The 23378-nt window shown below is 71.2% G+C and carries 19 protein-coding genes and 1 pseudogene; 12 read left to right on the plus strand and 8 right to left on the minus strand.

Annotated elements, in window-relative coordinates; genetic code table 11:
- Nucleotides 1-87 precede the first annotated feature (87 nt).
- Both KBX00_RS11295 and KBX00_RS11300 read left to right on the plus strand, forming a co-directional pair.
- Nucleotides 88-828 (plus strand): ABC transporter ATP-binding protein, encoded by a 741-nt coding sequence (locus tag KBX00_RS11295; protein ID WP_210825978.1) that lies wholly within the window; start codon nucleotides 88-90, stop codon nucleotides 826-828.
- Nucleotides 825-1592: an ABC transporter permease gene (locus KBX00_RS11300; protein WP_210825979.1), complete on the plus strand. Its 768-nt coding sequence runs from the start codon at nucleotides 825-827 to the stop codon at nucleotides 1590-1592. The genes KBX00_RS11295 and KBX00_RS11300 overlap by 4 nt, the downstream gene beginning before the upstream one ends.
- A 77-nt stretch (nucleotides 1593-1669) precedes the next feature.
- Here the strand turns inward: KBX00_RS11300 and KBX00_RS11305 are convergent, their stop codons facing one another.
- Nucleotides 1670-2740 carry a PIN domain-containing protein gene (locus KBX00_RS11305; protein ID WP_210825981.1) on the minus strand — a complete coding sequence of 357 codons (1071 nt, stop codon included), beginning with the start codon at nucleotides 2738-2740 and terminating at the stop codon, nucleotides 1670-1672.
- 88 nt (nucleotides 2741-2828) lie between these two features.
- Here KBX00_RS11305 and KBX00_RS11310 point away from each other — a divergent pair, with 88 nt between their 5' ends.
- Together KBX00_RS11310 and KBX00_RS11315 are read left to right on the plus strand one after the other, a co-directional pair.
- On the plus strand, nucleotides 2829-3395 hold the full coding sequence (locus tag KBX00_RS11310; RefSeq protein ID WP_210825984.1) for a nucleosidase: 567 nt from the start codon (nucleotides 2829-2831) through the stop codon (nucleotides 3393-3395).
- 126 nt (nucleotides 3396-3521) lie between these two features.
- Entirely contained in the window at nucleotides 3522-3941 is a 420-nt protein-coding gene (locus KBX00_RS11315) for a hypothetical protein (RefSeq protein WP_210825986.1), read from the plus strand.
- A 90-nt stretch (nucleotides 3942-4031) separates the two neighbouring features.
- On the opposite strand, the gene KBX00_RS11320 is transcribed toward KBX00_RS11315, so the two are convergent.
- From KBX00_RS11320 to KBX00_RS29655, 4 genes and pseudogenes are all read right to left on the minus strand, one after another.
- A complete protein-coding gene (locus tag KBX00_RS11320; RefSeq protein WP_210825988.1) occupies nucleotides 4032-5693 on the minus strand; it encodes an ABC transporter permease in 1662 nt (553 codons plus the stop codon).
- Nucleotides 5693-6607 (minus strand): ABC transporter ATP-binding protein, encoded by a 915-nt coding sequence (locus tag KBX00_RS11325; protein ID WP_210825990.1) that lies wholly within the window; start codon nucleotides 6605-6607, stop codon nucleotides 5693-5695. The genes KBX00_RS11320 and KBX00_RS11325 overlap by 1 nt, the downstream gene beginning before the upstream one ends.
- A 149-nt stretch (nucleotides 6608-6756) precedes the next feature.
- A complete protein-coding gene (locus tag KBX00_RS11330; RefSeq protein ID WP_307868496.1) occupies nucleotides 6757-7242 on the minus strand; it encodes a hypothetical protein in 486 nt (161 codons plus the stop codon).
- A 33-nt stretch (nucleotides 7243-7275) separates the two neighbouring features.
- Nucleotides 7276-7461: pseudogene (locus KBX00_RS29655) on the minus strand (TetR family transcriptional regulator); the annotation flags it as partial.
- Nucleotides 7462-7540: 79 nt separating this feature from the next.
- On the opposite strand from KBX00_RS29655, the gene KBX00_RS11335 reads away from it, so the two are divergent.
- Nucleotides 7541-8071: a GNAT family N-acetyltransferase gene (locus KBX00_RS11335; protein ID WP_210825992.1), complete on the plus strand. Its 531-nt coding sequence runs from the start codon at nucleotides 7541-7543 to the stop codon at nucleotides 8069-8071.
- 48 nt (nucleotides 8072-8119) lie between these two features.
- Here KBX00_RS11335 and abc-f read toward each other — a convergent pair whose 3' ends face one another.
- Both abc-f and KBX00_RS11345 read right to left on the minus strand, forming a co-directional pair.
- A complete protein-coding gene (abc-f, locus tag KBX00_RS11340; RefSeq protein ID WP_210825994.1) occupies nucleotides 8120-9757 on the minus strand; it encodes a ribosomal protection-like ABC-F family protein in 1638 nt (545 codons plus the stop codon).
- A gap of 276 nt (nucleotides 9758-10033) precedes the next feature.
- Nucleotides 10034-11305 carry an APC family permease gene (locus KBX00_RS11345; RefSeq protein WP_374225286.1) on the minus strand — a complete coding sequence of 424 codons (1272 nt, stop codon included), beginning with the start codon at nucleotides 11303-11305 and terminating at the stop codon, nucleotides 10034-10036.
- 70 nt (nucleotides 11306-11375) lie between these two features.
- Between KBX00_RS11345 and KBX00_RS11350 the strand changes: the two genes are divergently transcribed.
- Both KBX00_RS11350 and KBX00_RS11355 read left to right on the plus strand, forming a co-directional pair.
- Nucleotides 11376-12389 carry a GlxA family transcriptional regulator gene (locus KBX00_RS11350; protein ID WP_210825997.1) on the plus strand — a complete coding sequence of 338 codons (1014 nt, stop codon included), beginning with the start codon at nucleotides 11376-11378 and terminating at the stop codon, nucleotides 12387-12389.
- A gap of 168 nt (nucleotides 12390-12557) precedes the next feature.
- The gene (locus tag KBX00_RS11355) at nucleotides 12558-15932 is read left to right on the plus strand and encodes an endo-1,4-beta-xylanase (RefSeq protein ID WP_210825999.1); all 3375 of its coding nucleotides are present in this window, start codon (nucleotides 12558-12560) and stop codon (nucleotides 15930-15932) included.
- 199 nt (nucleotides 15933-16131) lie between these two features.
- Here the strand turns inward: KBX00_RS11355 and KBX00_RS11360 are convergent, their stop codons facing one another.
- The gene (locus KBX00_RS11360) at nucleotides 16132-17151 is read right to left on the minus strand and encodes a hypothetical protein (RefSeq protein ID WP_210826001.1); all 1020 of its coding nucleotides are present in this window, start codon (nucleotides 17149-17151) and stop codon (nucleotides 16132-16134) included.
- Between the two features lie 373 nt (nucleotides 17152-17524).
- Here KBX00_RS11360 and KBX00_RS11365 point away from each other — a divergent pair, with 373 nt between their 5' ends.
- Genes KBX00_RS11365 through KBX00_RS11385 form a run of 5 tightly spaced genes read left to right on the plus strand, consistent with a single transcriptional unit; the run spans nucleotide 17525 to nucleotide 23331 of the window.
- Entirely contained in the window at nucleotides 17525-18535 is a 1011-nt protein-coding gene (locus KBX00_RS11365) for a LacI family DNA-binding transcriptional regulator (protein WP_307868460.1), read from the plus strand.
- A gap of 51 nt (nucleotides 18536-18586) precedes the next feature.
- Nucleotides 18587-20236 carry an FAD-dependent oxidoreductase gene (locus tag KBX00_RS11370; protein WP_301547717.1) on the plus strand — a complete coding sequence of 550 codons (1650 nt, stop codon included), beginning with the start codon at nucleotides 18587-18589 and terminating at the stop codon, nucleotides 20234-20236.
- Between the two features lie 16 nt (nucleotides 20237-20252).
- Nucleotides 20253-21524, plus strand: a complete 1272-nt coding sequence (locus KBX00_RS11375; RefSeq protein WP_301547718.1) for an ABC transporter substrate-binding protein — start codon at nucleotides 20253-20255, stop codon at nucleotides 21522-21524.
- Nucleotides 21525-21533: 9 nt separating this feature from the next.
- The gene (locus KBX00_RS11380) at nucleotides 21534-22499 is read left to right on the plus strand and encodes a carbohydrate ABC transporter permease (protein ID WP_210826005.1); all 966 of its coding nucleotides are present in this window, start codon (nucleotides 21534-21536) and stop codon (nucleotides 22497-22499) included.
- A complete protein-coding gene (locus KBX00_RS11385; protein WP_210826006.1) occupies nucleotides 22489-23331 on the plus strand; it encodes a carbohydrate ABC transporter permease in 843 nt (280 codons plus the stop codon). Before KBX00_RS11380 ends, KBX00_RS11385 begins: the two co-directional genes overlap by 11 nt.
- Nucleotides 23332-23378: the final 47 nt, after the last annotated feature.

Here is a 23378-nt window from a genome sequence, read left to right on the forward strand (position 1 = left end):
GACGAGCCCACCTGTGCCGGAAGTAATGCCCGCAGGTGATGACTTTCGGGACCCGACACCGGCCGGGCGCGTTCGTAGCGTCGAGACATGAACAGCGCCGAACCGGCGGTCCTCGCCGAGCAGCTCGCCAAGAGCTACCGCGGTACCCGGGCGGTCGTCGAGGTGAGTCTGCGAGTCGAGGTCGGCGAGGCGGTCGGGGTGGTCGGCGCGAACGGCGCGGGCAAGACGACCACCGTCGAGATGATCGCCGGGCTACGCGTACCCGAACAGGGGCGGGTACGCGTACTCGGCCTCGATCCGCGCCGCGACCGGGCCCGGCTACGACAGGTTCTGGGCGTGCAGTTGCAGCAGGCCCACCTGCATCACGCGCTGCGGGTCGGCGAGCTGGTCGACCTCTACCGCAGCTTCTACCCCGATCCCCGGCCCACCGCCGAACTGCTCGACCTGGTCGAGCTGACCGAACAGCGCCGGACCAGCTTCGACAAGCTCTCCGGCGGCCAGCAGCAGCGGCTGTCCATCGCCCTCGCCATCACCGGCCGGCCCCGGGTGGTGATCCTCGACGAACTGACCACCGGGCTCGACCCGACGGCGCGGCGACGGATGTGGGGCACGGTCGAGCGACTCCGCTCCGAAGGGGTGAGCGTGCTGCTCGTCAGCCACACCATGGAGGAGGTCGAGCGGCTCTGCGACCGGGTGGCGGTGCTCGACGCCGGCCGGGTCGTCGCGCTCGACACCCCGGCGAACCTGGTCACCCGCGCCGGGACCAGCACCCTCGACGAGGCGTTCGTCGCGCTCACCGGCCGGCAGGTGACGGAGGAACCCGCATGAGCACGCCCGTCGAGGCCCGCCGGCCCGGTCTGCGCTCGCTGATCACCCTGGTCGGATGCGAGGCGAAGATGGTCGTCCGGGACACCGCCGGGCTGGTGGTGCCGCTCTGCCTGCCCTTGATGATCATGTTGACAAGTGCCGCCAGCGCGAGCCGGACGGTCGTCGCCAACGGGCGCACCGCACTGGAGGTGTACGTCCTGCCGCTCGTGTTCACCATGGTCGTCGCGATCATCGGCATCATCAACATGCCGAGCTTCCTCGCGTACTACCGGCGCTCGGGGATCCTCCGCCGGCTCGGGGTCACCCCCGCCTCACCGGCCATGATCCTCGCCGCACAGGCCATCGTCAGCGTGCTCCAGGCGCTCGTCGGCATGACGGTCGCCCTGCTCGTCGCGTTGCTGGCCTTCGGCGCCGATCCACCCGCCGACCTCGGCCGGGCGGTCGGAGTGGTCGCGCTGGCGATGGCGGCGATGTACGGTGCCGGGCTGATCGTCGCAGCGGTCGCCCCCACACCCAACTCCGCCGTCGCCATCGGCCTGGTCGCCTTCTTCGTCCTCGGCGCACTCGGCGGCATGTTCGGCGGCCGGGACTCCCTGCCCGAACCGCTCGCCGAGATCGGCGGCTGGCTGCCGTTCGGCGCGGCCGTCGAGGCCCTGTCGTCCGCCTGGGCCGGCAGTACGGTGGCGGCGGCGAACCTGATCGGCCTCGGCGCGACGGTCGTCGTCGCGGCCGTGGTCGCGGGCGTGCTGTTCCGCTGGGAGTGACCCGTGCCGGTCGCGCCGGCCGACCCCAACGCCGCCCAGCGGCGGCCGGACGCGAGGATGCCCGGTCAGCCGGTCGGTCAGGACGGCTCGGCGGAGAGCAGGTAGTCGTCCGCCTCGCTGCTCCACCGCAGGCCCACCGCCCCTTCGGTGGCGGCGGCCTTGCAGAACTGGAGAAAGCCGCGGTAACCGAGTTTCTTCTCGCTGAAGTCCGGCCGCACCCGCCGGAGCTGGTTCTTCAGGCCGGACAGAGCCACCTCGCCGGTCCCGCTGCTCAGATCGCGGACCACGGAGCTGAGCAGTGCGAAGCCGGTCTCCCGGTCGCCGTGTTCCGGCAGGGAGACCTCCGGATCGCCCTTGGCCGGGCCTTCCGCCAGTTCGACCACCCGCAGTTCGGCGAGGTGCCGCAGCAGCTCTCCGAAGGTGCGGAACCCGTGGTCGGACTCGCTGAAGGTGGGATCCTTGCGCAACAGGGTCCGTTTCAACCGTGAGGCGGTCACCTCCCCACCGGAGCTGCGCTGCAGACCCGCCACGGTCTGGGCGACGAGGACGGCGAGCGCGTCGGCGTCCCGGGCCGGCTCCTCGGTCGGCGGCGCCTCTGGTTCCACCTGTTCGACGGGCTCTGGCTCGGGCAGCCGGGCCGGACGGCTCCGTCGTCCCCGCGTCGGCAGGATGTCGACGCCCTCCAACCGGTCGTAGTAGAGGAACTCGTCGCACGCCGGTGGCAGCAGGGCCGAGGTGGAGTTCTCCACCCCCACCCCGATCACCTGCTTGTTGAGTTCGCGGAGCTTGTGCACCAGCGGCGTGAAATCGCTGTCGCCCGTGCAGAGCACGAAGGTAGAGATGTACCCGCGTTCGAAGGCCAACTCGATCGCGTCGACCGCCATCTTGATGTCGGCGGCGTTCTTGCGGGTGGCACCCATCCGCTGCGGAATCTCGATCAGCTCGACGTGCGAGCGGGTCAACATCCGCCGATCCTCGTCGAAGTACGACCAGTCGGCGTACGCCCGGCGCACCACCACCCGACCGCGCTCGGCCAGCGCGTCGGCGATCGGTCGGAAGTCGAACATCGCTCCGCCGTGGTGGTCGCGCACCCCCAGCGCCAGGTTCTCGTAGTCCAGAAACAGGGCGATCCGGTCCTCATGCTCCACCTGGGCAGCGTACGTCGGTGTGGCCGCGTGCCCACCGGTGGCACCGCGCCGACGCGGGACCGTCACGGGCGGCGGCTACCATCGCCCGATGGATCTTCGCGGCACGATCAGCCCGGACCGTCCGCTGCTCGTCCTGGCCATCGCCGAGGAGGCCGCGTACCTCGACGCGAACCTTCCGGTGCTGCTGACCGGGATGGGAAAGATCAACGCGGCGGCCGCGGTCGCGGCGACGCTGGCCCGCTCCCCGCTGCCGTCGGTACTTGTCAACCTCGGCACCGCGGGCGCGCTGCATCCGGGTCGGACCGGCACCCACGAGGTCGGCAGCGTCCTCCAGCACGACCTGGACACCGAGTTCATCCGCCGGCTCACCGGTCAGACCGTCGGCGCGCCGCTGACCCTGGGTGACGGCCCGACGCTGGCCACCGGTGACCGGTTCATCGCCGACGACCAGGCCCGCGCGGCCCTGAGCCGCCGCGCCCACCTGGTCGACATGGAGGGGTACGCGGTGGCGTCGACGGCGCGCGCCTTCGGCGTACCGGTCCGCGTGGTGAAGCAGGTGAGCGACGAGGCCGGCGACGGAGCTGAGCGCAGCTGGCAGGAGTCGGTGGACGGCTGCGCCCGGGTCCTCGCCGACTGGGTGCGGGACAACCTCTGACCGTGGTCCCCGGGCGTGTGCTGCCTCGTATGGCACGTTTGACGCCGCGAGGTCCGGGTAGCCGCGCTGCTGCGGCTACGGATTGGAAAACGGGTCATGGAGCTGTCGGCACGTACGACAATCATCATGCGCAGTGGCATCCGAGGGGTCATCGCCGCGATGGCGATGTCCGGGCTACGCCAGGCCACCACCTCCCTGAATCTGGTGCAGAGTTCGCCGCCGAAGTCGGTGATGGAGAAGCTGGTGCCCGGACTGCTCGACCGGTTGCCCGGCGACCAGCACCCGGCGGCCCTGGCGGCGGCACACTGGGGCTACGGGCTCAGCGCCGGGCTGGCCTTCGGTGCGCTGCCGAAACGCCTCCGTCATCGGATCTGGGTCGGTCCGCTCTACGGCATGGTGCTGCTGCTCGGCTTCCACGCCACCATCGCGCCGGCCCTGGGCATCGACCGCCGCCTCACCGACTGGCACGAACAGGCGGCTCTGGTCGCCGACCATCTCCTGTACGGCATCGTGGTGGCGGGCTTTCCGATGCCGCACCGGGACTGACAGCCACCTGTCCGCACCGACGGCACCGCGCACCCGCCGTGCCCGAGCCTGCCGACGCGCCGCACGCCACGTCGGCAGGCTCATACGAGGTCAGGCGCCGCCGGCCAGGTCTCGTCGGCGGAAGGCGGCCACGGCAGCCTGGGCGAGGGCACCCGCGAGCACGGTCAGCACCACGACCGCGATCACGCTGACGTCCTCCAGCGGGTACTCCCCCACGTGCTCGAAGGGCGACAGCCGCAACACACTCTCGGGTAGCTCCAGGATCGGGGCGAAATAGCCGGCGATCAGCCCGTAGCCGAGCACCACCCAGATCACCGGCAGCACCCTCGGCGCCGCCGCGTAGAGCAGGGCAGCGGCCGCGAGGACCAGCCAGACCGCCGGGGTGTGCGCGAGGTGACCGACCAGCAGGTCACCGAGCAGACCCGCATCGCCGGTGCTCGCCGCCGCGCCGACACCCATGCCCACACCGGCGACCAGCAACAGCCACGGTACGCCGAGCGCCACGACGGCGATGTGACTGCCGATCCAGGCGGTCCGGCTGACCGAGGTCGCCAGCACCGGCTCGGTCCGTCCCTCGGCCTCCTCGGCGCGCAGCGACTGCACGGCGAGCACCGCGTAGACCCCGACGACGAGCGCCATGGTCAGACCCATCATGCCGAGGTAGCCGGCGAGCAGGTCACCAGAGCCACCACCCATGACCTCCACCAGATCTGCCGGGGCGTTCTCGAAGCCGTCGAGCAGGGGCTGGGTGAACGATCCGTAGGCCACGCCGGCCACCAGCAGCGCCACGCTCCAGCCGATCAGGCTCGCCCGGTGCAGCCGGAACGCGAACGCGAACGGGCCGGCCAGCCAGCTCGCGGCCCGGGGCGGACCCGGGCGGGGCGGCACCAGGCCGGCACCGAAGTCGCGCCGCGCCGACAGGACGTAACCGGTGGTGGCGGTCGCCGCCGCGAAGGCCAGCGACAGGGCCAACGGCCACCAGCGGTCATGGACGTACGCGGCGGTCTGCTGGGACCAGCCGATCGGCGAGAGCCAGGACAGCCAGGATGGACCGCTGCCCTGTACCGCCGCCATGTCCCCGAGGCCGCGCAACACGAAGGCGGCACCGAGCGCCGCCCCGGCCATGCCGGAGGCGGCCCGCGGGTACTCCGACAACTGGACGGTGACCGCGGCGATGCCGGCGAAGGTCAGGGCCACCGCGCCGACAGAGGCGCCGAACACCATGGACCCGCCCAGGTCGAAGCCACGGCTGGTCATCATGGCGCCGATCAGCAGCGCGACAAGTGCCGCCATCACAGCGGTGAGGGTCAGCGCGGCGGTCAGTTGTGCGTGCCGGCCGACCACATTTGCGCGGACCAGTTCGGCCCGGCCGGTCCGCTCCTCGGTCCGGGTGTGCCGGACCACGGTGAGCAGGCCCATCAGCCCGGCGCCGAGCAGCACGTAGAGGCCGTACTGGCCGGCCAGGAAGCGTTCGATGGTCAGGTCGTCGAATCCGAAGCCGGGTCCACCGAACAGGGCTCCGGCGGGGCTGCTGGTGAAGGCGGTGAGCCCCGCCAGATCCTCCGGAGTCTGCGCGATGGTGTCCAGCGCGGTGGCGAAGTACGTCATCAACAGGGGCAGACCGAGCGTCCAGGCGGGCAGCCGGATCCGGTCGCGGCGCAGCATGAACCGCAGCAGGTTGCCGGTCCCGGTGACGGCGGTGCCCGTGCCGGTGCCGGCCGGTGCCGCGCGGTCGAGCGTCGTCGTGGCCATCACGCCACCCCCTCGGCACCGTTGCGGACGAGCCGGTCACCGTAGTGGCGCAGCAGGAGTTGCTCAAGCGTCGGCGGCCGGACGGTCAGTCCCTGCACACCGAGGTCACCGAGTTCGCGTACCACGACGGCGAGCTGGTCGCCGTCGACCTCGAACCGGACCTGGCCGTCGTCGGTGCGCAGGCCGTGCACGCCGGCCAGGTTGGCCAGGCCGTCCGCCGGCCGGTCGGTGACGGCCTCGACCGAGGTACGGGTGAGGTGGCGCAGCTCGGTGAGCGAGCCGCTCTCGACGATCTTTCCCTGTCGGATGATCGAGATCTGGTCGGCGAGCACCTCGACCTGGGCGAGGATGTGGCTGGACAGCAGCACGGTACGCCCGGCGTCCTTGACCTCGCGGATGCACTCCTGGAACACCGCCTCCATCAACGGGTCCAGCCCGGCGGTCGGCTCGTCGAGCAGGAGCAGTTCGACGTCGCTGGCCAGCGCCGCGATGAGCGCCACCTTCTGCCGATTCCCCTTTGAGTAGGTGCGGCCCTTCTTGCTCGGGTCCAGGTCGAAGCGCTGGCACAGCTCGTCCCGGCGGACCGGGTCGGTGCCGCCGCGCAGCCGGGCGAACAGGTCGATCGCCTCGCCGCCGGTGAGGTTCGGCCACAGTTCCACGTCGCCGGGCACGTAGGCGAGCCGCCGGTGCAGGGCGACCGCGTCGGCCCAGGGGTCACCGCCGAGCAGCCGGGCCCGGCCGCCGTCGGCGCGCAGCAGCCCGAGCAGGATCCGGATGGTGGTGGACTTGCCGGCGCCGTTGGGGCCGAGGAAGCCGTGCACGGTGCCGGCGTCGACCCGCAGGTCGAGTCCGTCAAGTGCCGTGACCCGGCCGAAGGACTTGTCGAGGTGGTGGATGTCGATGGCAGCAGTCATGGTCGTTGACCTCATTCGAGGTAGTCCCGGGCGTACCGGGGTGCGATGTGGTCGATCAACGGATCCGGGGGCACGGCACGCCACCCGGAATCCGGTGCGGTTCGCGCTGGTGCGCGGATGAGTGGGCCACGCCGCGGCGTGGTGGCGGTTCAGCTCGCCGTACCGTCCTGGTCGGCAGCGTTCGATGCGGCCGACGGCGGATCCGGCACGTACATCAGGTACTCGTCGAGCATCGACCGGTCGACGAGCAGCCCCTCGGTGAACAGTTCCAGCGCCGGCAGCGCCAGTTCGTCCATGTACTGACGGAACAGGGCCGGGAACTTCTCGGGCTCCGCGTCGCCACCGTGCAGGGTGAACCAGAGCAGCATGCTGCCGGTCGCCTGGTAGGCCAGGTAGCGGGTGCGAGCGGCCCGGTCACGGCTGGGCCGCACCACCCCGGCCGCCTCCCCCGCCGACAGGTACGCCTCGGCGTCGCTGATCATGTGCTCGATCAGCTCGGCCGCCAGCTCCCCGCCGGCCTGCATGCTGCGCAGCAGGTACAACACCATCGGCGCGAACTGCTCGACCTGGGCCATCTGCGCCAGCAGCATCGTCCCGGTGCCATCGGTCAGCGCCTTCTTCTTCTCCCGGCGCATGATCTCCAGCACCCGCTCGTCGCAGGCGCGGCGCAACCCGTCCTTCGAGCCGAAGTGGTGCACGATCAGACCGGCGGTCACCCCGGCGTCCGCGGCGATGGTGCGCAGCCCGGCCCGGAAGCCGTCGCGGCCGAACCGGGCGATGGCGGCGTCACGGATGCGGCTCGCGGTGGCCAACTCGCCGCCGCGCTCCTCCGAAGCTCCGCCCAAGGACGTCACGACACCAGATTAAACACTCGTTCAACCGCCCGGCAAGCCCCGTCGGCCGCAATCCTGCGAGAAGCCTGAGAATGACCTGATGACCTCGCTCACCATCCGCGAACGCCAACCGACCGACCTACCCGGATGCGTCGACCTGCTGACCGAGGTGCATCGCGTCGACGGCTATCCGCTCAGCTGGCCGAGCGATCCGATCCGCTGGTTGTGCCCGCCGGAGCTGTGGCACGCATGGGTCGCCGAGGCCGGCGACGGTGCTCTGCTGGGCCACCTTGCCATCCATCTCACCCCGCCGACCGCGCACGACGCTCGCGGCCGTCCGACGGCCGAGGTCGCCCGGCTGTTCGTCGCGCCCACTCTCCGCCGCCGTCGGGTCGGTACCAACCTGCTCCGGCAGGCGCGCCGGTGGGCGGCGCAGCGGCACCTGGACCTGACCCTGGATGTCGTCGAGCAGGGCCGGTCATCAGCCGTCGCGCTGTACGAGCGCGAGGGCTGGCGACACGTCGCCACCGAAACCACCAGTTGGTGTGCCCCGGACGGCTCGGCGGTCACCCTCCACCAGTTCGTCCTGGCCGTCGGGGATGTCCAGAGGTCTCATGTCACTCAGACATAGGTACCCAGGTGACATGAGACCTCAAGGTCTACCTGGCTTCGGCCTTGCTCAGTCGGGCTCGGGGGCGGGAATCTCGCGCAAGCCACTCCCGTCGAGGCGCAACCACCGGTCTACGCCGATGTCGCGTAGGAAGCGTTCATCGTGGCTGACCACCACGAACGCGCCCCGGTACGCGTTCAACGCGTTCTCCAGCTGGCCCACGCTCACCAGGTCGAGGTTGTTCGTGGGCTCGTCGAGCAGCAGCAGGTGCGGCGCCGGCTGCGCGTACAGGACGCAGGCCAGGGTGGCGCGCAGGCGCTCACCGCCGGAGAGGACACCGACCTGCAGCTGGGCGCGGTCGCCCCGGAACAGGAAGCGGGCCAGCAGGTTCATCCGCTCCGACTGCGGGCGGTCCGGGGCGTACGCGGTGAGGTTCTCCAGCACGGTGCGGTCCACGTCGAGCAGGTCCAGCCGCTGTGACAGGTACGCCATCCGGCCGTCGGCCCGACGCACCTGCCCGCCCTCCGGATCCAGGTCACCGAGCAGCAGGCGCAGCAGGGTGGACTTGCCGACGCCGTTGGGGCCGGTCAGCGCGATTCGCTCCGGGCCACGGATGGTCAGGTCGACGCCGTCACCGGCGAACAGCGGCCGGCCGCCGTACCGGACCTGCATCCGCTGCCCCTCGACCAGGGTCCGGCCGGCCGGGACGTCGGTCTCCGGCAGGTCCACCGCCAGTGTCTGATTATCCCGCAGCGCCCGGCCGGCCTCGTCGAGCCGGGACTGTGCGTCGCTGACCCGGCTCGCATGCGCCTGCTGGGCCCGACCGGCCGACTCCTGGGCGCTGCGCTTGAGCCCACCGGCCACGATCCGGGCCAGGCCCGCGTTGCCGAGGTTGCGGGTCGCGTTGCCGGCTCGCCGCTCGGCGCGTTCCCGGGCCTGCTGCATCTCCCGCTTCTCCCGCTTGACCTCCAACTCGGCGCTGCGCACCTGGCGTTCCGCCAGCTCCCGGGCGGCCCGGGACGCCTCCTCGTAGGCGGTGAAGTTCCCGCCGAACATCCGCAGCTGCCCGCCGTCGAGCTCGGCGATGCGGTCCATCCGGTCCAGCAGCATCCGGTCGTGACTGACCAGCAGCAGGCAGCCGGACCAGCTCTCCAGCACCGCGTACAACCGGTGTCGGGCGTCGATGTCGAGGTTGTTGGTCGGCTCGTCGAGCAGCAGCACGTCAGGACGCCGGAGCAGTTGCGCGGCCAGGCCGAGGGAGACCGCCTGCCCACCGCTGAGGGTGTCCAGGCGACGATCCAACGCCACCTCGCCCAGCCCCAACCTGTCGAGTGCGGCGTGGCTGCGCTCCTCGACGTCCCAGTCGTCACCGACGGTGGCGAAGTTCTCCTCGCTGGCGTCACCGGCCTCGATCGCTCGCAACGCGGCGAGTGCCGGGGCGACCCCCAGCACCTCCGCCACGGTCAGGTCACCGGTGAGCGGCAGGTTCTGCGGCAGGTAGCCGAGCACCCCCTCGACCGTCACGCCACCGCCGGTGGGTACGAGGTCGCCGGCGATCAGGCGCAGCAGTGTCGACTTGCCGGCGCCGTTCGGCGCGACCAGGCCGGTGCGACCCGGCGGCACGGTGAAGGACAGATCCCGGAACACCTGGGTGTCATCGGGCCAGGAAAAGGACAGATTGGTGCAGACGACGCAGACGTCGGACATCGCAGGAAACCTCGGAAGGAAAGCCGGAAACGCCACAGGCGTCCCGGTCAGGCAGACAGGGCCATGACACGACAGGCCACCAGCACGGCGGCGGGGCTGCTCACCCCGAGATGTCGTCGTCCCCCGAAAGCATGTTGCGCTCCTCGCTGCGTACCGCGCGGTTGATCCGCTGGGCCAAGCCTAACAAGTGCCGACCGCGCCGGCACCGAACCGCACCCACCCGCCGAGCCCCGAGTCCCGGCGGGTGGTGCGCGTCTGTCGGGTGCGCGTCGCCGATCAGGCGCGGCTCGATCCCCGTACCCGGAGGTACAGCAGCGCCGCCCCGGTCAGCGCCACCGGCCAGAGCAGGTAGACGCCGGTCATGGCCAGGAGGAACAGCACCACGCCGATGGTCGCGGCGGCGGCGTACCAGGCGGCGCTGCGGCGGGGCAGCAGCCGCAACGCCGCCGCGACACCGATGACGTAGACGGTGATGAAGGAACCCGTCGTCAGCAGCACCAGCGAGTGGGTCCCCAGGCCGGTTACCAGTACCGCGCCCAGCGCGAGGAACGCCAGGGTGGCGGTGACAGCGAGGCTGCGCCGGGGCACCTCGCCGGCCACGCTGCCCCGGGCGAGCCAGTCGGGCAACGCACCGTCCCGGCCGAGGGCGGCACCGAGCTTCGCCGCACCGGCGTAGTACGCGTTCATCGCGCCGAAGGTCAGCAGCAGCGCCGCCCCGGCGACCAACCAGCGGGCGTCGCCGCCGAGCGCGATCGCGAACAACTCGCCGAGCGGCGCCGCGGACCCCGCCGCAGCGGAGCCGAGCACGGCGACGGTCGCGAAGGCCACCGCCAGATAGAGCGCACCGACCACGACGACGGCTGCGGCGGTGGCCCGGACCAGGTCCCGCTCCGGACGACGGAACTCGCCCGTCAGGTGAGTGATCGCCTCCCATCCGACGAAGCTCCACATCAGCAGCGCCGCGGCGGGGCCCACGGCGGTCAGGCCGTGCGGGGCGAAGGGCGTGAGGTTCGCGGCGTCCGCGTGCGGCAGCGACAACAGCACCGCCAGCAGCAGCAGCGCGACAAGTGCTCCGGCGAGCGCGAGCTGCACCCGGCCGGCGAGTTGCACACCGGCGTGGTTGGTGACGGTGACCGCGACCATCAGCAGCACCGCCGTGACCGCGACGGTCGGCGTACCGCCGCCGACCGCAGCCTCGACGTAGGCCGCGCCGAACAGCGCCGCCGCGGATGCGCCCGGCGGCACCGCGAAGTAGAAGCACCAGCCGACGACGGCCGCCGCCCGCGGCCCGAAGGCCATCCGGGCGTACGTCGAGACGCCACCGGCGTCCGGGTGACGGGAGCCGAGCGCGGCGAAGGTGGCCGCCAAGGGGGCGGAGACGATCACGAGCAGCAGCCAGGCGAGCAGCGAGGCGGGACCGGCGGCCTCGGCGGCCAGCGCGGGCAGCGCGATCACCCCGGTACCCAGCACGGCGCCGACGTAGAGGGCGGCGCCCTGGGCGGCGGTGAGCCGTCCGCCGGTCATCGGCGTGGCACGGGTCTGAGTCATGTGATCACGGTCGTCCGGGCCGGCCCGTCGGGACAGCCGGATTGCCGCCGAGCTGCGCTAGATTTCTGCCATGCGTCCGCACGTCGTCGCCGTGGCGGTGACCGACAACCTGCCGATCTTCGAGTTGGCGATTCCGCAGGAGGTGTTCGGCACCGACCGGCGGGACATCGTCGACCCGTGGTACGAGCTGCGCCTGTGCGCGGCCGAGCCGGGCCCGCTGCGTACCACGGGTGGCTCGTGGCTCGACCCCGCGTACGGCCTGGACGATCTGGTCGAGGCCGACACCGTGCTGGTGCCCGGTTGCGCCCGGCCGGCCCAGACCAGTCCCCCGGCCGGGCTGGTCGAGGCGCTGCGTACCGCGTACGCCCGGGGCCGGCGCATCGTCGGCATCTGCACCGGCGCGTACCCGATCGCCGCGGCCGGCCTGCTCGACGGTCGCCGCGCCACCACGCACTGGATGAACGCGCAGGACTTCGCCGGCCGGTTCCCGCTGGTCGACCTCGACCCCCGGGTGCTGTACGTGGCGGAGGGCAACATCTTCACCTCGGCCGGCACGGCCGCCGCCATCGACCTGTGCCTGCACCTGGTGCGGCTGGACCACGGTGCCGCGGTCGCCAACGAGGTGGCCCGGCGGATGGTGGTGGCACCGCAGCGGGGTGCCGACCACACCCAGTATCCGGCGCCGCCGGTGCGGGGGGCCGCACCGGCCGACCTGGGCCCGGTGCTGGAGTGGGCGCGGCAACGCCTGGACCGGCCTTTGTCGGTCAACGACCTGGCCCGCGCGGCCAACCTGAGCCCGCGCACTCTGGCCCGCCGGTTCCGCGACTCACTCGGCACCACGCCGTTGCAGTGGCTGTTGGAGCAGCGGGTCCGGCTGGCACAGGAGTTGCTGGAGACCACCGAGGATCCGGTCGAGCGGATCGCGCACCGCACCGGCTTCGGCAGCGGTGCGAACCTGCGCCAGCACTTCGGCCGGATCAGCGGGATGACCCCGCAGACCTACCGGCACGTCTTCCGGTACCGGGCCGGCGCGTCTGCCCGTACCGCGGTGCCGCACCGGCCGGCCGGCCAACCACTCCGGTAGCCCCGGCCGCTGCCGATTCACCAGCCGCCACGGTTGCGTCGTTACCGGAAACTTCCGGAAGTTCTGGCCAGTGCGGTGGTCTCGGCATAGCATGCACGCGCTTGAATCCGTCCGAAGGGCCACGTCAGACACACCCCGCCAGCACCGATATTAATTAGAGGGATTTCGATGAGCCTCTGGAACCTTTCCCATCGCTCACGACGCCGACCCCGAACCATCGCATTGCTCTGCTCGGCCGCACTCCTCGCGGCGGTCGCGGTCGCGGTCGCACCCGCACCGGCGGCCGCCGCCGAGGTCGTCCTCGCCAACGACTTCGAGTCCGGCTCGTACGCCCCGTGGGGCCCGCGTGGCGACATCACCCTCGCCATCGCCGACGAAGGGCGCGAAAGCGACAGCAGCCTGTCGGTCACCGGCCGGACGGCGAACTGGCAGGGCCCGGCGACGAGCGCCACGGCGCTGTTCCGGCCCGGCACGCAGTACTCGGTCACCGCCTGGGTGAAGCTGCCGGCCGGCACCGAGGGCACCGCCGGCGTGCACTTCACCGTCGAGGCGACCCCGGCCGCCGGCGGCGACAACACCTACACCTGGATCGGCGGGGACGTCGCCACCACCGCCGACGCCTGGGTGCAGATCGGCGGCACGTACACGCTGCCCGACGGGCTCAGCGCCGCCACCCTCTACGTCGAGGCGGCGGAGAGCACCCCGTTCCTCGTGGACGACGTGCTGATCACCGCCCCGGACGGCGGGCCGGGCGGACCCGAGCCCGGCACCGTCGTCATCGACAGCGACTTCGAGGACGGTCTCGACGGCTGGGGTCCGCGCGACAGCGGTCCCGGCGCCCCGACGGTCGAGATCAGCGACGTCGCGCACGGTGGGACGGCCGCGGCGCTGGTCACCGACCGGGTCGACCAGGGCGCCGGCCTCGGGCGCGACGTGGCCGGCCTGTTCGAGTCGGGCGTCACCTACGAGTTCAGCGCCTGGCTGCGGTTCGCCGAGGGGCAGCCGACCGACCAGATCTGGCTCAGCCTGGCCAGCACCGCCGGCGGCAGCCAGTCGTTCAGCACCCTCGCCCAGTTCGAGTCCATCACCAACACCGGCTGGACCGAGGTGAGCGCCCGGTTCACCATGCCCGCCTCGGACGAGGCGCTGCTCTACTTCGAGACCCGCTGGCAGGGCGCGGACGTGGCCGGCAACACCAGCGACTTCCTGGTCGACGACATCGTCGTCCAGGTGCCCGAGCCGCCGGTCATCGAGGACCTCACGCCCATCCACGAGACCACCGACTTTCCCGTCGGCGTGGCGATCGACGCCCGGGAGACCGTCGGCGGCGCCGCCGAGTTGCTCAACCGGCACTTCAACCAGGTCACCCACGAGAACCACATGAAGCCCGAGGCCTGGTACGACGACGAGCGCACCTTCCGACCGCACGAGCAGGCGCTCACGGTGCTGGACTTCGCCCGCGACAACGACCTGCGGGTCTACGGTCACGTGCTGGTCTGGCACAGCCAGACCCCGGCCTGGTTCTTCCAGGACGCCGACGGCCAGCCGCTGACCACGTCGGCCGCAGACCAGCAGGTGCTGCGCGACCGGCTGCGGACCCACATCTTCGACGTCGCCGAGTCACTGGCCGACCGCTACGGACTCTTCGGCTCCCCCACCAACCCGCTGTACGCCTGGGACGTCGTCAACGAGGTCATCAGCGACAGCGGCGAGTACGCCGACGGCCTGCGCCGCAGCGAGTGGTACCGGATCCTCGGCGAAAGCTTCATCGACCTGTCGTTCGAGTACGCGCACGAGGCGTTCAACGACGTCCACGCCGTGCCCGGCAGCGACCCGGTCACCCTGTTCATCAACGACTACAACACCGAGCAGAGCGGCAAGCAGGCCCGCTACCGGGCGCTGGTGCAGCGGCTTGTCGACCGCGACGTGCCGATCGACGGGGTGGGTCACCAGTTCCACGTCTCGCTGGCCACACCGGCCAGCAGCCTGGAGGCCACCCTGGACGCCTTCGCCGAGCTGCCACTGACCCAGGCCGTCACCGAACTCGACGTCACCACCGGCACGCCGGTGACCCAGGCGCGGCTGATCGAGCAGGGCTACTTCTACCGGGACGCCTTCCGGATCTTCCGGGAGCACACCGACGACCTGTTCGCCGTCACCGTGTGGGGACTGACCGACGGCCGATCGTGGCGGTCGGCCAACGCTCCGCTGCTGTTCGACGACAACCTGCGGGCCAAGCCGGCCTACTACGGGACGGTCGACGGCGACCTGCCGGCGCGCCTGCGTACGGCAAACGTCTTCGCCGGTGACGTGCCCCTCACGGCCACCGCGCCGAAGGACCTGACCTGGCGCAAACTGCCCCTGCACCCGATCGAGGACACGGCCCGGTTCCAGCTGCGCTGGGCGCCGGACCACCTGACCGCGTACGTGACGGTCGACGACGCCTCAGTCTCCGACGACGACCAGGTCACCTTCGCCCTCGGCGAGGAGACCTACCGGGTCGCCCGCGACGGCGACGGCGACGTGCCGGCCGTGGCGACCGAGCGGGACGGTGGCTACCAGATGGTCGCCCACCTGCCGCTGGCCGACGCCGCCGAGGGCGAGACCCGCACCTTCGACGTGCGGGTGACCGACGACGACACCACCTCCGGCTGGAACACTCCGGGCGCCGTCGGCACCCTGAGCCTGGTGGAGGAGCTGTCGTATCTGGAGGTACGCGAGACGGCCACCGCTCCGGTCATCGACGGCACCGTGGACGCCGGCTGGGCCCAGGCCAGCTCGGTCACTACCGCCAAGCAGGTCTCCGGCACCGACGGCGCGACGGCGAACGTTCGCACCCTGTGGCGGGGCCAGACGCTCTACGTGCTGGCCGAGGTCACCGACCCGGTGGTGGACGTCTCCGGGTCCGACCCGTGGACCCAGGACTCGGTCGAGATCTACGTCGACGCCGGCAACGCCAAGAACGGTCCCTTCCGCTACGACGACACCCAGATCCGGATCAACGCTGACAACGTGGTGTCGTTCGGCACCGGTGACGAGGCGTTCCAGGCAGGACGGCTGGAGAGCGCCGCGGTGCGTACCGAGACCGGATACACCGTCGAGGCGGCGATCAGCCTGCTCGAATACGGTGGTCTCGGCACCTTCCACGGCCTGGACTTCCAGGTCAACGACGCCTCCGACGGCGCACGTACGTCGATCCGCAACTGGGCCGAGCAGAACGGCGAGGGCTACCAGACCACCGCCCGCTGGGGGGTGGGCCGGCTGGTCGCCGGCTCCAACGTGGAGATCGCGATGGAGCGGATCGCCCGCTGGAACTCCGACAGCGGCGGTGGCTACTGCGCCACCATCACCGCCACCAACAACGGCGACAAGCCCGTCGAGTGGACCGCCGTGGTCGATCTGGAGGGTGACATCTACACCGCCTGGAACTTCAAGCGGGAGCGGCTGACCGACGGCAGCTACCGGATCCGGGGAGTCGACTGGAACCGCACCCTGGCCGCCGGCGCCAGCACCTTCAGCATCGGATACTGCGCCAACCTGTGACACCCGGCCGGGCCACGATGACGTGCCCGGGCCGGTGAGGTAGCTCCGGTGGCGGCCACCGCTCGCTCAGGGCGGTGGCCGCCACCTGCACGTCCGCATACGCGCCGCCGCCGTGGTCGCCGGTCTGTCCCGGTCCGGCGGCAGTCACCGGCCGGCAACGAACCCGTCCCGGCCGGGCCGAGGCGGTCGTCCATACCGGTCAGACGGCGCGGGCGATGCGGATGCGGGCGTCCAGCCGAGGGCCGGCCTCGTAGATCATGTACGAGACGCCGCCGTCGGTGCCGAAGGCCGGCGCGGCGACCCGACCGTTGTCCGAGGCGATCGGGGCGTGGAAGACCCCGAGGTGCACCTCCCGGTCGAAGTTGTTGCCGACCTCGGTGAGCCGGATGCGGCCGTCGTTGCCGTGGTAGGCGACATAGCTTGTCCCGTTGCGTTTGAGCAGGTGCGGGCTGGAGATGTCGGTCAGCCCGTCGCCGGCCGGCGAGATCAGCGGGTTCGGGGCGAACTGCCACTGGTCCCAGCCGTTCGGTGACCAACCCCAGAAGATCTTGCGAGTGCCGGGGCCGATGGTGTGCGCGCCCATGAAGAGCATGACGTACTTGTTGTTCTTCCCGGCGACGGTGTGTTCGAACACCCGGGCGTACGAGGTCTCGGTGGTGTTCGGCACCAGCCGGGTGCTCAGGATCGGTGTCTCGTTGGTGAAGGTGATGCCGTCGCGGGACCGGGCCACCCGGGTGGTGAAGTTCTCCCCGTGGAAGTAGAGGAAGAACTCCCTGGTGGAGGCGTTCCACACCACGTGCGGCGAGGAGACGTGGCTGACCGTGGTGGTGGGCAGCACCCGGTCGACGATCGGGTTGGCCGGGTGCTCGGTGTAGGGGCCTTCGAGCCGGTCGGCGTAGGCCAGGCAGATGCCGCCGGGTGCGTCGTGCGGGGCGTAGTAGAGGTAGTACCGGCCCCGGGCACCGGAGATCTTGTCGTAGACCCCGCGTACGCAGGGGAAGATCGTCTCGCCGGTGGGGTCGTAGCGCAGCGGCGTGGCGAACGCGTCGCGGACGTACCGGTAGCTGGGGAAGCCGGCCGGACCGGCGAGGGCGGGAGCGGCGGCGAGGGTGCCGCCGATGGCGGCACCGGCGGCGGTGGCGGTGCCGATCAGGGCCGCGCCGCGCAGCAGGCCACGGCGGCTCACCGGAGCGGGTTCCGGTAGGGATCGGTCGGTCATGCGGATCTCCGATCGTGAGGGGGACGCTCGTCGATGGCGGAGCTGGGGACGGCGGTGGGGCAACGCTGCCGGCTGGGACGTGGCAGGCCGGCGCTGGCGGCGAGGACCGGCGGTCGCCGCATCGATTGCCGGTGACCGTACGTGAGATCGGGCTCCATGAGGGAGCGAACCTCGTGATCGATGAGTCTGCGGTCGGAGACGAGCCCGGGTCAAGGTGCTAATACGAATTATCACGCCGATTTTGCGGAGAGATTTTCCGTCGTCAGGGGTTGACGTCGGACGGTGGCGGGTCGCAGGATTTCACACCAACGTAGCTAATGCGTATTAGCGCAGAAACGATTGGACACGGAACGTGACCGGATCGCGCAGGCGGGTGACCCAGCAGGACATCGCCCGGATGACCGGCGTCAGCCAGGCGACGGTGTCGCTGGTGCTCAACGGCCGCGACGACGGCAGCGTCCGGATCGCACCGGAGACCCGGGACCGGGTGCTGCACGCCATCCGGTCCACCGGGTACGTCGCCGACCCGGTGGCCCGGCGGCTCGCCGCCCGGCACAACCGGATCCTCGGCGTCTTCACCTACGAGCCGGTCTTCCCGGCGGGCACCGGCGACTTCTACCATCCGTTCCTGGTCGGCATCGAGGAGTCCGCCGAGCGCCTCGGCTGTGACCTGCTGCTGCTCACCAGCGCCCCGGTCGCCGAGGGCCGGCGGCGCATCTTCCACGACGACAACCGGCTACGGCTGGCCGACGGCTGCGTCCTGCTCGGTCGCTCCCTGGACCGCGACGAACTGGGCCGGCTGGTCGCCGAGGGACATCCCTTCGTCTCCGTCGGCCGGCGCGACGACGCGGGCGGACCGGTGCCGTACGTCGGCGCGGACTACGCCGCCGCCACCGCCGACGTGGTCCGGCGCGCCCTCGACGCCGGCCACACCAGGCTGGCGTACCTCGGCCAGGGGGCCGGCCCGGAATCACACACCGACCGGTTCGCCGGCTACCGGGCCTCCCTCGACGCGGCCGGGCTGCCGGCCCGACACGAACCCACCGACCGATCCCCCGCCGACCTGCTCGACGCGCTGCTCGACGCCGGCGTCACCGCCGTGCTGGCCGAGGAGTACGCCGACGGTGTCGCCCTGGCCACCGTCGCCGCCGAGCGCGGCCTGACCGTGCCCGCCGACCTGTCCATCCTGGCCCTGGGCGACCCGACCCGGCCGACAACCAGCGACCTTGAGTTCACCGGCTTCCGGATCCCCCGCCGCGACATGGGGTGGCAGGCCGTCGAGGTACTCACCGGACTGCTGGCCGGGGTGCCCGGCACCGTCACCCAGCGGCTGCTGCCGTGCCAGCCGGTCGACGGCGTCACCCTGCGGCCACCCCGACACTGACCAGCTCAACACCGGCCGCCGCGCCGTCGTTCGGCGGCCCTGGATCGTTTCATGAGAGGACCGACCGTGCCCGAGATGCAGGCCGAAGTACTTGTCGTCGGCGGTGGGCTCGGTGGCGTGGCCGCCGCCCTGGCCGCGCTGCGCGCCGGCCGCAGCGTGTTGCTGACCGAGGAGTACGACTGGCTCGGCGGGCAGCTCACCAGCCAGGCCGTACCGCCGGACGAGCACTCCTGGGTGGAGCGCTTCGGCGTCACGGCCAGCTACCGGGCGCTGCGGGACGGCATCCGGGAGCACTACCGGCGCTGGTATCCGCTCACCGACCGGGCTCGGCGCACCACCGCGCTCAACCCGGGGGCCGGGCACGTCAGTCGACTCTGCCACGAACCCCGGGTCGCGGTGGCGGTGCTGGAGGCCATGCTGGGGCCGTACCGGGGGTCCGGGCGGCTGCGGGTGCTCCAGCCGTACCGGCCGGTGGCCGCCGACACCGACGGCGACCGGGTCACCGGGGTCACCGTGGCGCACCGGCACACCGGTGACCTGGTGCACCTGAGCGCGCCGTACGTGCTGGACGCCACCGAGACCGGCGAGTTGCTGCCGCTGACCGGCACCGAGTACGTCACCGGCTTCGAGTCCCGGGCAGACACCGGTGAGCCGAGCGCGCCGGAGCAGGCCCAGCCGACGAACATGCAGGCGGTGTCGGTGTGCTTCGCGGTCGACCACGTCGACGGCGACCACACCATCGACAAACCGGCGGCGTACGACTTCTGGCGGGCGTACCGGCCACCGTTCTGGGGCGACCGGATGCTGTCGTTCCGCTCCCCAAACCCGCGCACCCTGGCGATCTCCGAACGCACCTTCACCCCGAATCCGGACGACGACCCGTGGCTGGTCCAGGCCGACCAGCGGGTCAACCCCGGCGACGGGAACCTGTGGACGTTCCGCCGGATCGCCGCCCGGCGCAACTTCGCCCCCGGCGCGTACGACAGCGACATCTGCCTGGTCAACTGGCCGATGCTCGACTATTTCGAAGCGCCGGTCATCGACGTACCCGATCCGTACGCGCGGATCGAGGCGGCCCGGGAACTCTCACTGTCGGTGCTCTACTGGTTGCAGACCGAGGCGCCCCGCGCCGACGGCGGCACCGGCTTCCCCAGCCTGCGGCTGCGCGGCGACGTCACCGGCACCGGCACCGCCGCCACCGGCGGCGACGTCACCCACAGCGGCCTGGCCCAGGCGCCCTACATCCGGGAGTCGCGCCGCATCCGGGCCGAGTACACCGTCGTCGAGCAGGACCTCTCGTTGGAGATCCGAGGCGACAAGGGCGCGGTCAGCTACGCCGACTCGGTCGGCGTCGGCATGTACCGCATCGACCTGCACCCCTCCACCGGCGGCGACAACTACATCGACGTGGCCTCCTGCCCCTTCGAGATCCCGCTCGGCGCCCTGATCCCCCGCCGGGTGGAGAACCTGCTGCCCGCCGGCAAGAACATCGGCACCACGCACATCACCAACGGCTCCTATCGCCTGCACCCCGTCGAGTGGAACGTCGGCGAGGTCGCCGGTCTGCTCGCGGACTTCTGCCTGGCCCGGCGGGTCACCCCCCGCGCGGTGCGCTACACCCCCGGCCTGCTGGCCGACTTCCAGAACCGCCTCGCCGAGTCCGGTGTCGAGCTGCGCTGGCCCGACATCGCCGGCTACTGAGGAAGGACATAACCTGATGAGGAACCGGTTGACGGCCGTCGTCGCGCTCACCGCGCTGCTCGGCCTGACCGCCTGCGGCGGCGACTCCGCCGAGTCCGACGGCCCGGTCACGCTGCGGATGACCACCTGGTCGGCGAACGAGGCCCACCTCAAGTTGTTCAACGAGATCGCCGCCGAGTACGCCGCGACGAATCCGGACGTCGCCGGGATCACCTTCGACCCGATCCCGTTCGAGAGCTACACCACCACCCTGACCACCCAGATCGCCGGCGGCAACCCGCCCGATCTGGCCTGGGTGCTGGAGAACTCCGCGCCCGACTTCGTCACCTCCGGCGCGCTGGTGCCGCTTGACGACACCCTCAAGAGCACCGAGGGGTACGGCTTCGACGAGCTCGCCCCGGCCGCGACGAAACTGTGGCAGGCCGACGGCAAGCTGTTCGCGTACCCCTTCTCCACCTCGCCGTTCGGGGTTTTCGTCAACACCGACCTGGTGACGGCGGCCGGCGCGCAGAGCCCGGCCGAGATGATCGCCGCCGGCCAGTGGACCTGGCAGAACGCGCTGGCCACCGCCAAGGCGGTGCAGGCGGAGACCGGCAAGGCGGGTCTGGTGGTCCGCGACTTCGACTACAAGGGTTGGGACTTCCTGTCCACCGTATGGACCGGTTGGGGCGCGCAGGCGTGGAGCGAGGACGGCCGCACCTGCGGCTTCAACTCCGCCGAGATGGTCGAGGCGATGACGGTCCTGCACCGGGGGATCTTCGTCGACAAGGCGCTGCCCGGCCCGGGTACCACCGCCGACTTCTTCGCCGGTGACGCCGGCATGACCATCACCCAGATCTCCCGCGCGTCCCTGCTGGACGGGCAGAAGTTCGGCTGGGACCTGGTGCCGCTGCCCGCCGGGCCGAAGGGTGAGTACGCGGTGATCGGGCAGGGCGGCATGGGAGTGCTCAAGCAGGGCCGCAACGCCGAGGCTGCCGCCGACTTCCTGGCGTACCTGACCAACCCGGCCAACTCGGCGAAGCTGGCGCAGTTCTTCCCGCCCCCGCGTACCTCGCTGCTCACCGCCGAGACCCTCGCCAAGACCAACCCGCTGCTGAGCCCGGAACAGTTGCAGGAAGTGGTGATCGACGGGATCGCCGAGGGGGTGGTCAAGCCCAGCCACACCGGCCAGGCCGAGCTGAACCAGGCGGTCCGGGCCGCGCTCGACCCGCTGTGGCGGCCGGACGCCGACGTGCGGGGCGTACTCGACGGCGTCTGCACCGCGATCACCCCGTTGCTGGCGAAGTAGGGATCCTCGATGTCGGTCCTGACCAGGGACACCGTGGGGCGGGCCGGTGACCGGTCCGCCCCCGGCGGGGCCGCGCCGTATCGACGGCGCGGCTGGTGGACGACCCGTCGCCGCGATCAGCTCGCCGGGCTCCTCTTCGTCGCACCGCAACTGGCCGGCTCGGTGCTGTTCGTGCTGATCCCGCTCGGACTGGTGGTCTGGTACAGCCTGCACGAGTGGAACGTGCTCGCCGGCACCTTCGAGTTCGTCGGCCCGGGAAACTACCAGGCTCTGGCCGAGGACCCGAACCTGCCGTCGGTGCTGCGGGTCACCGCGCTGTTCTCGATCGGCCTGGTGGTGTTCAACCTCAGCCTGGCCCTGCTGCTGGCGGTGCTGCTCAACCAGCGGCTCCGCGGCACCGTCGTGTTCCGGACGTTGTTCTTCTCCCCGGTCGTCGTCTCGCTTGTCGCCTGGACGATCGTGTGGGGGTTCCTGCTCCAGGACGACGGCGGCGTCAACGGTGCGCTGGGCACCATCGGCGTGGACGGGCCGAACTGGCTGCGCGGCGACTGGACGGCCCTACTGTCGGTGATCGTGGTGCAGGTGGTCAAGAACGTCGGCCTGAACATGGTGTTGTTCCTGGCCGCGTTGCAGGGCGTGCCGGCGGAGTTGTACGAGGCGGCCCGGGTCGAGGGAGCGAGCGCCTGGACCCGGTTCCGGCGGATCACCGTGCCGCTGATCAGCCCGACCATCCTGCTCACCTCGATCATCACGGTGGTCGGGTCGTTGCAGGTGTTCGCCCAGATAGCCGTGCTCACCCAGGGCGGGCCGGGCACCTCGACCACGGTGCTCGTCTACTACCTGTACCAGCGGGCGTTCCAGTTCCACCAGTTCGGCTACGGGGCCACGCTGTCGGTGCTGCTCTTCCTGATCGTGCTGGTGCTCACCGTCGTGCAGTGGCGGATGCGCAGGAGGTGGGTCTTCCATGAACAGTAGGCTCTCCGTACGGGCCAGGGTCGCCCTCTACGGCGCGCTCTGCCTGCTGGCTCTGCCGTTCGTCTTCCCCACCTGGTGGATGGTCACCTCGTCGGTGAAGCCGGTCAGCGACATCTTCGCCTTCCCGCCGTCGCTGATCCCGACCGAGGCCAGCCTCTCCGCGTACCGTCGGGTCTTCGAGCTGCAACCGTTCGCGCAGCAGTACTTCAACAGCGGGTACATCGCGGCCGTGGTCACCGTCGGCACCCTGGCGGTCTCGTCGCTGGCCGGGTACGCCTTCGCCCGGATCCGCTTCCGGGGCCAGCAGGTGCTGTTCGTGGTGGTGCTGGTCGGGCTGCTCATCCCGAGTGAGGTGACGATCGTTCCGCTGTTCCGCATGTTCAACTCGTGGGGCCTGGTGGACACCCACTGGCCGCTGATCCTGGTGCCGATCCTGGGCGCGCCGAGCGTGCTGGCCACCTTCATCATGCGGCAGTTCTTCATCACCCTCCCCGCCGAGTTGGAGGAGGCGGCGCGGGTGGACGGGCTGGGCCGGTTCGCGACCTTCTGGCGTATCGCGTTGCCGCTGGCCCGCCCGGCGCTCGGCGCGGTGGCGATCTTCACCTTCCTGCACAGCTGGAACCTGTACCTGGAGCCGATCGTCTTCCTCTCCACACCGGAGAAGTTCACCCTTCCGCAGGCGCTCACCCAGTTCGTGGACGCCTACGGCGGGCCGATGTGGGACGTGCAGCTGTCGGCGGCGTCGATGACCGCAATCCCGATCCTGGTGATCTTCGTGATCGCCCAGCGGCAGTTCATCGAGGGCCTGGCCCACACCGGCCTCAAGGGTTGACGCAGCCCTCGGACCTCAGCTGGGGCGAGCCCCGGGCGATCGTCGCC

It is taken from the genome of Micromonospora sp. C95 (assembly GCF_018070465.1).
Taxonomy (GTDB): Bacteria; Actinomycetota; Actinomycetes; order Mycobacteriales; family Micromonosporaceae; genus Micromonospora.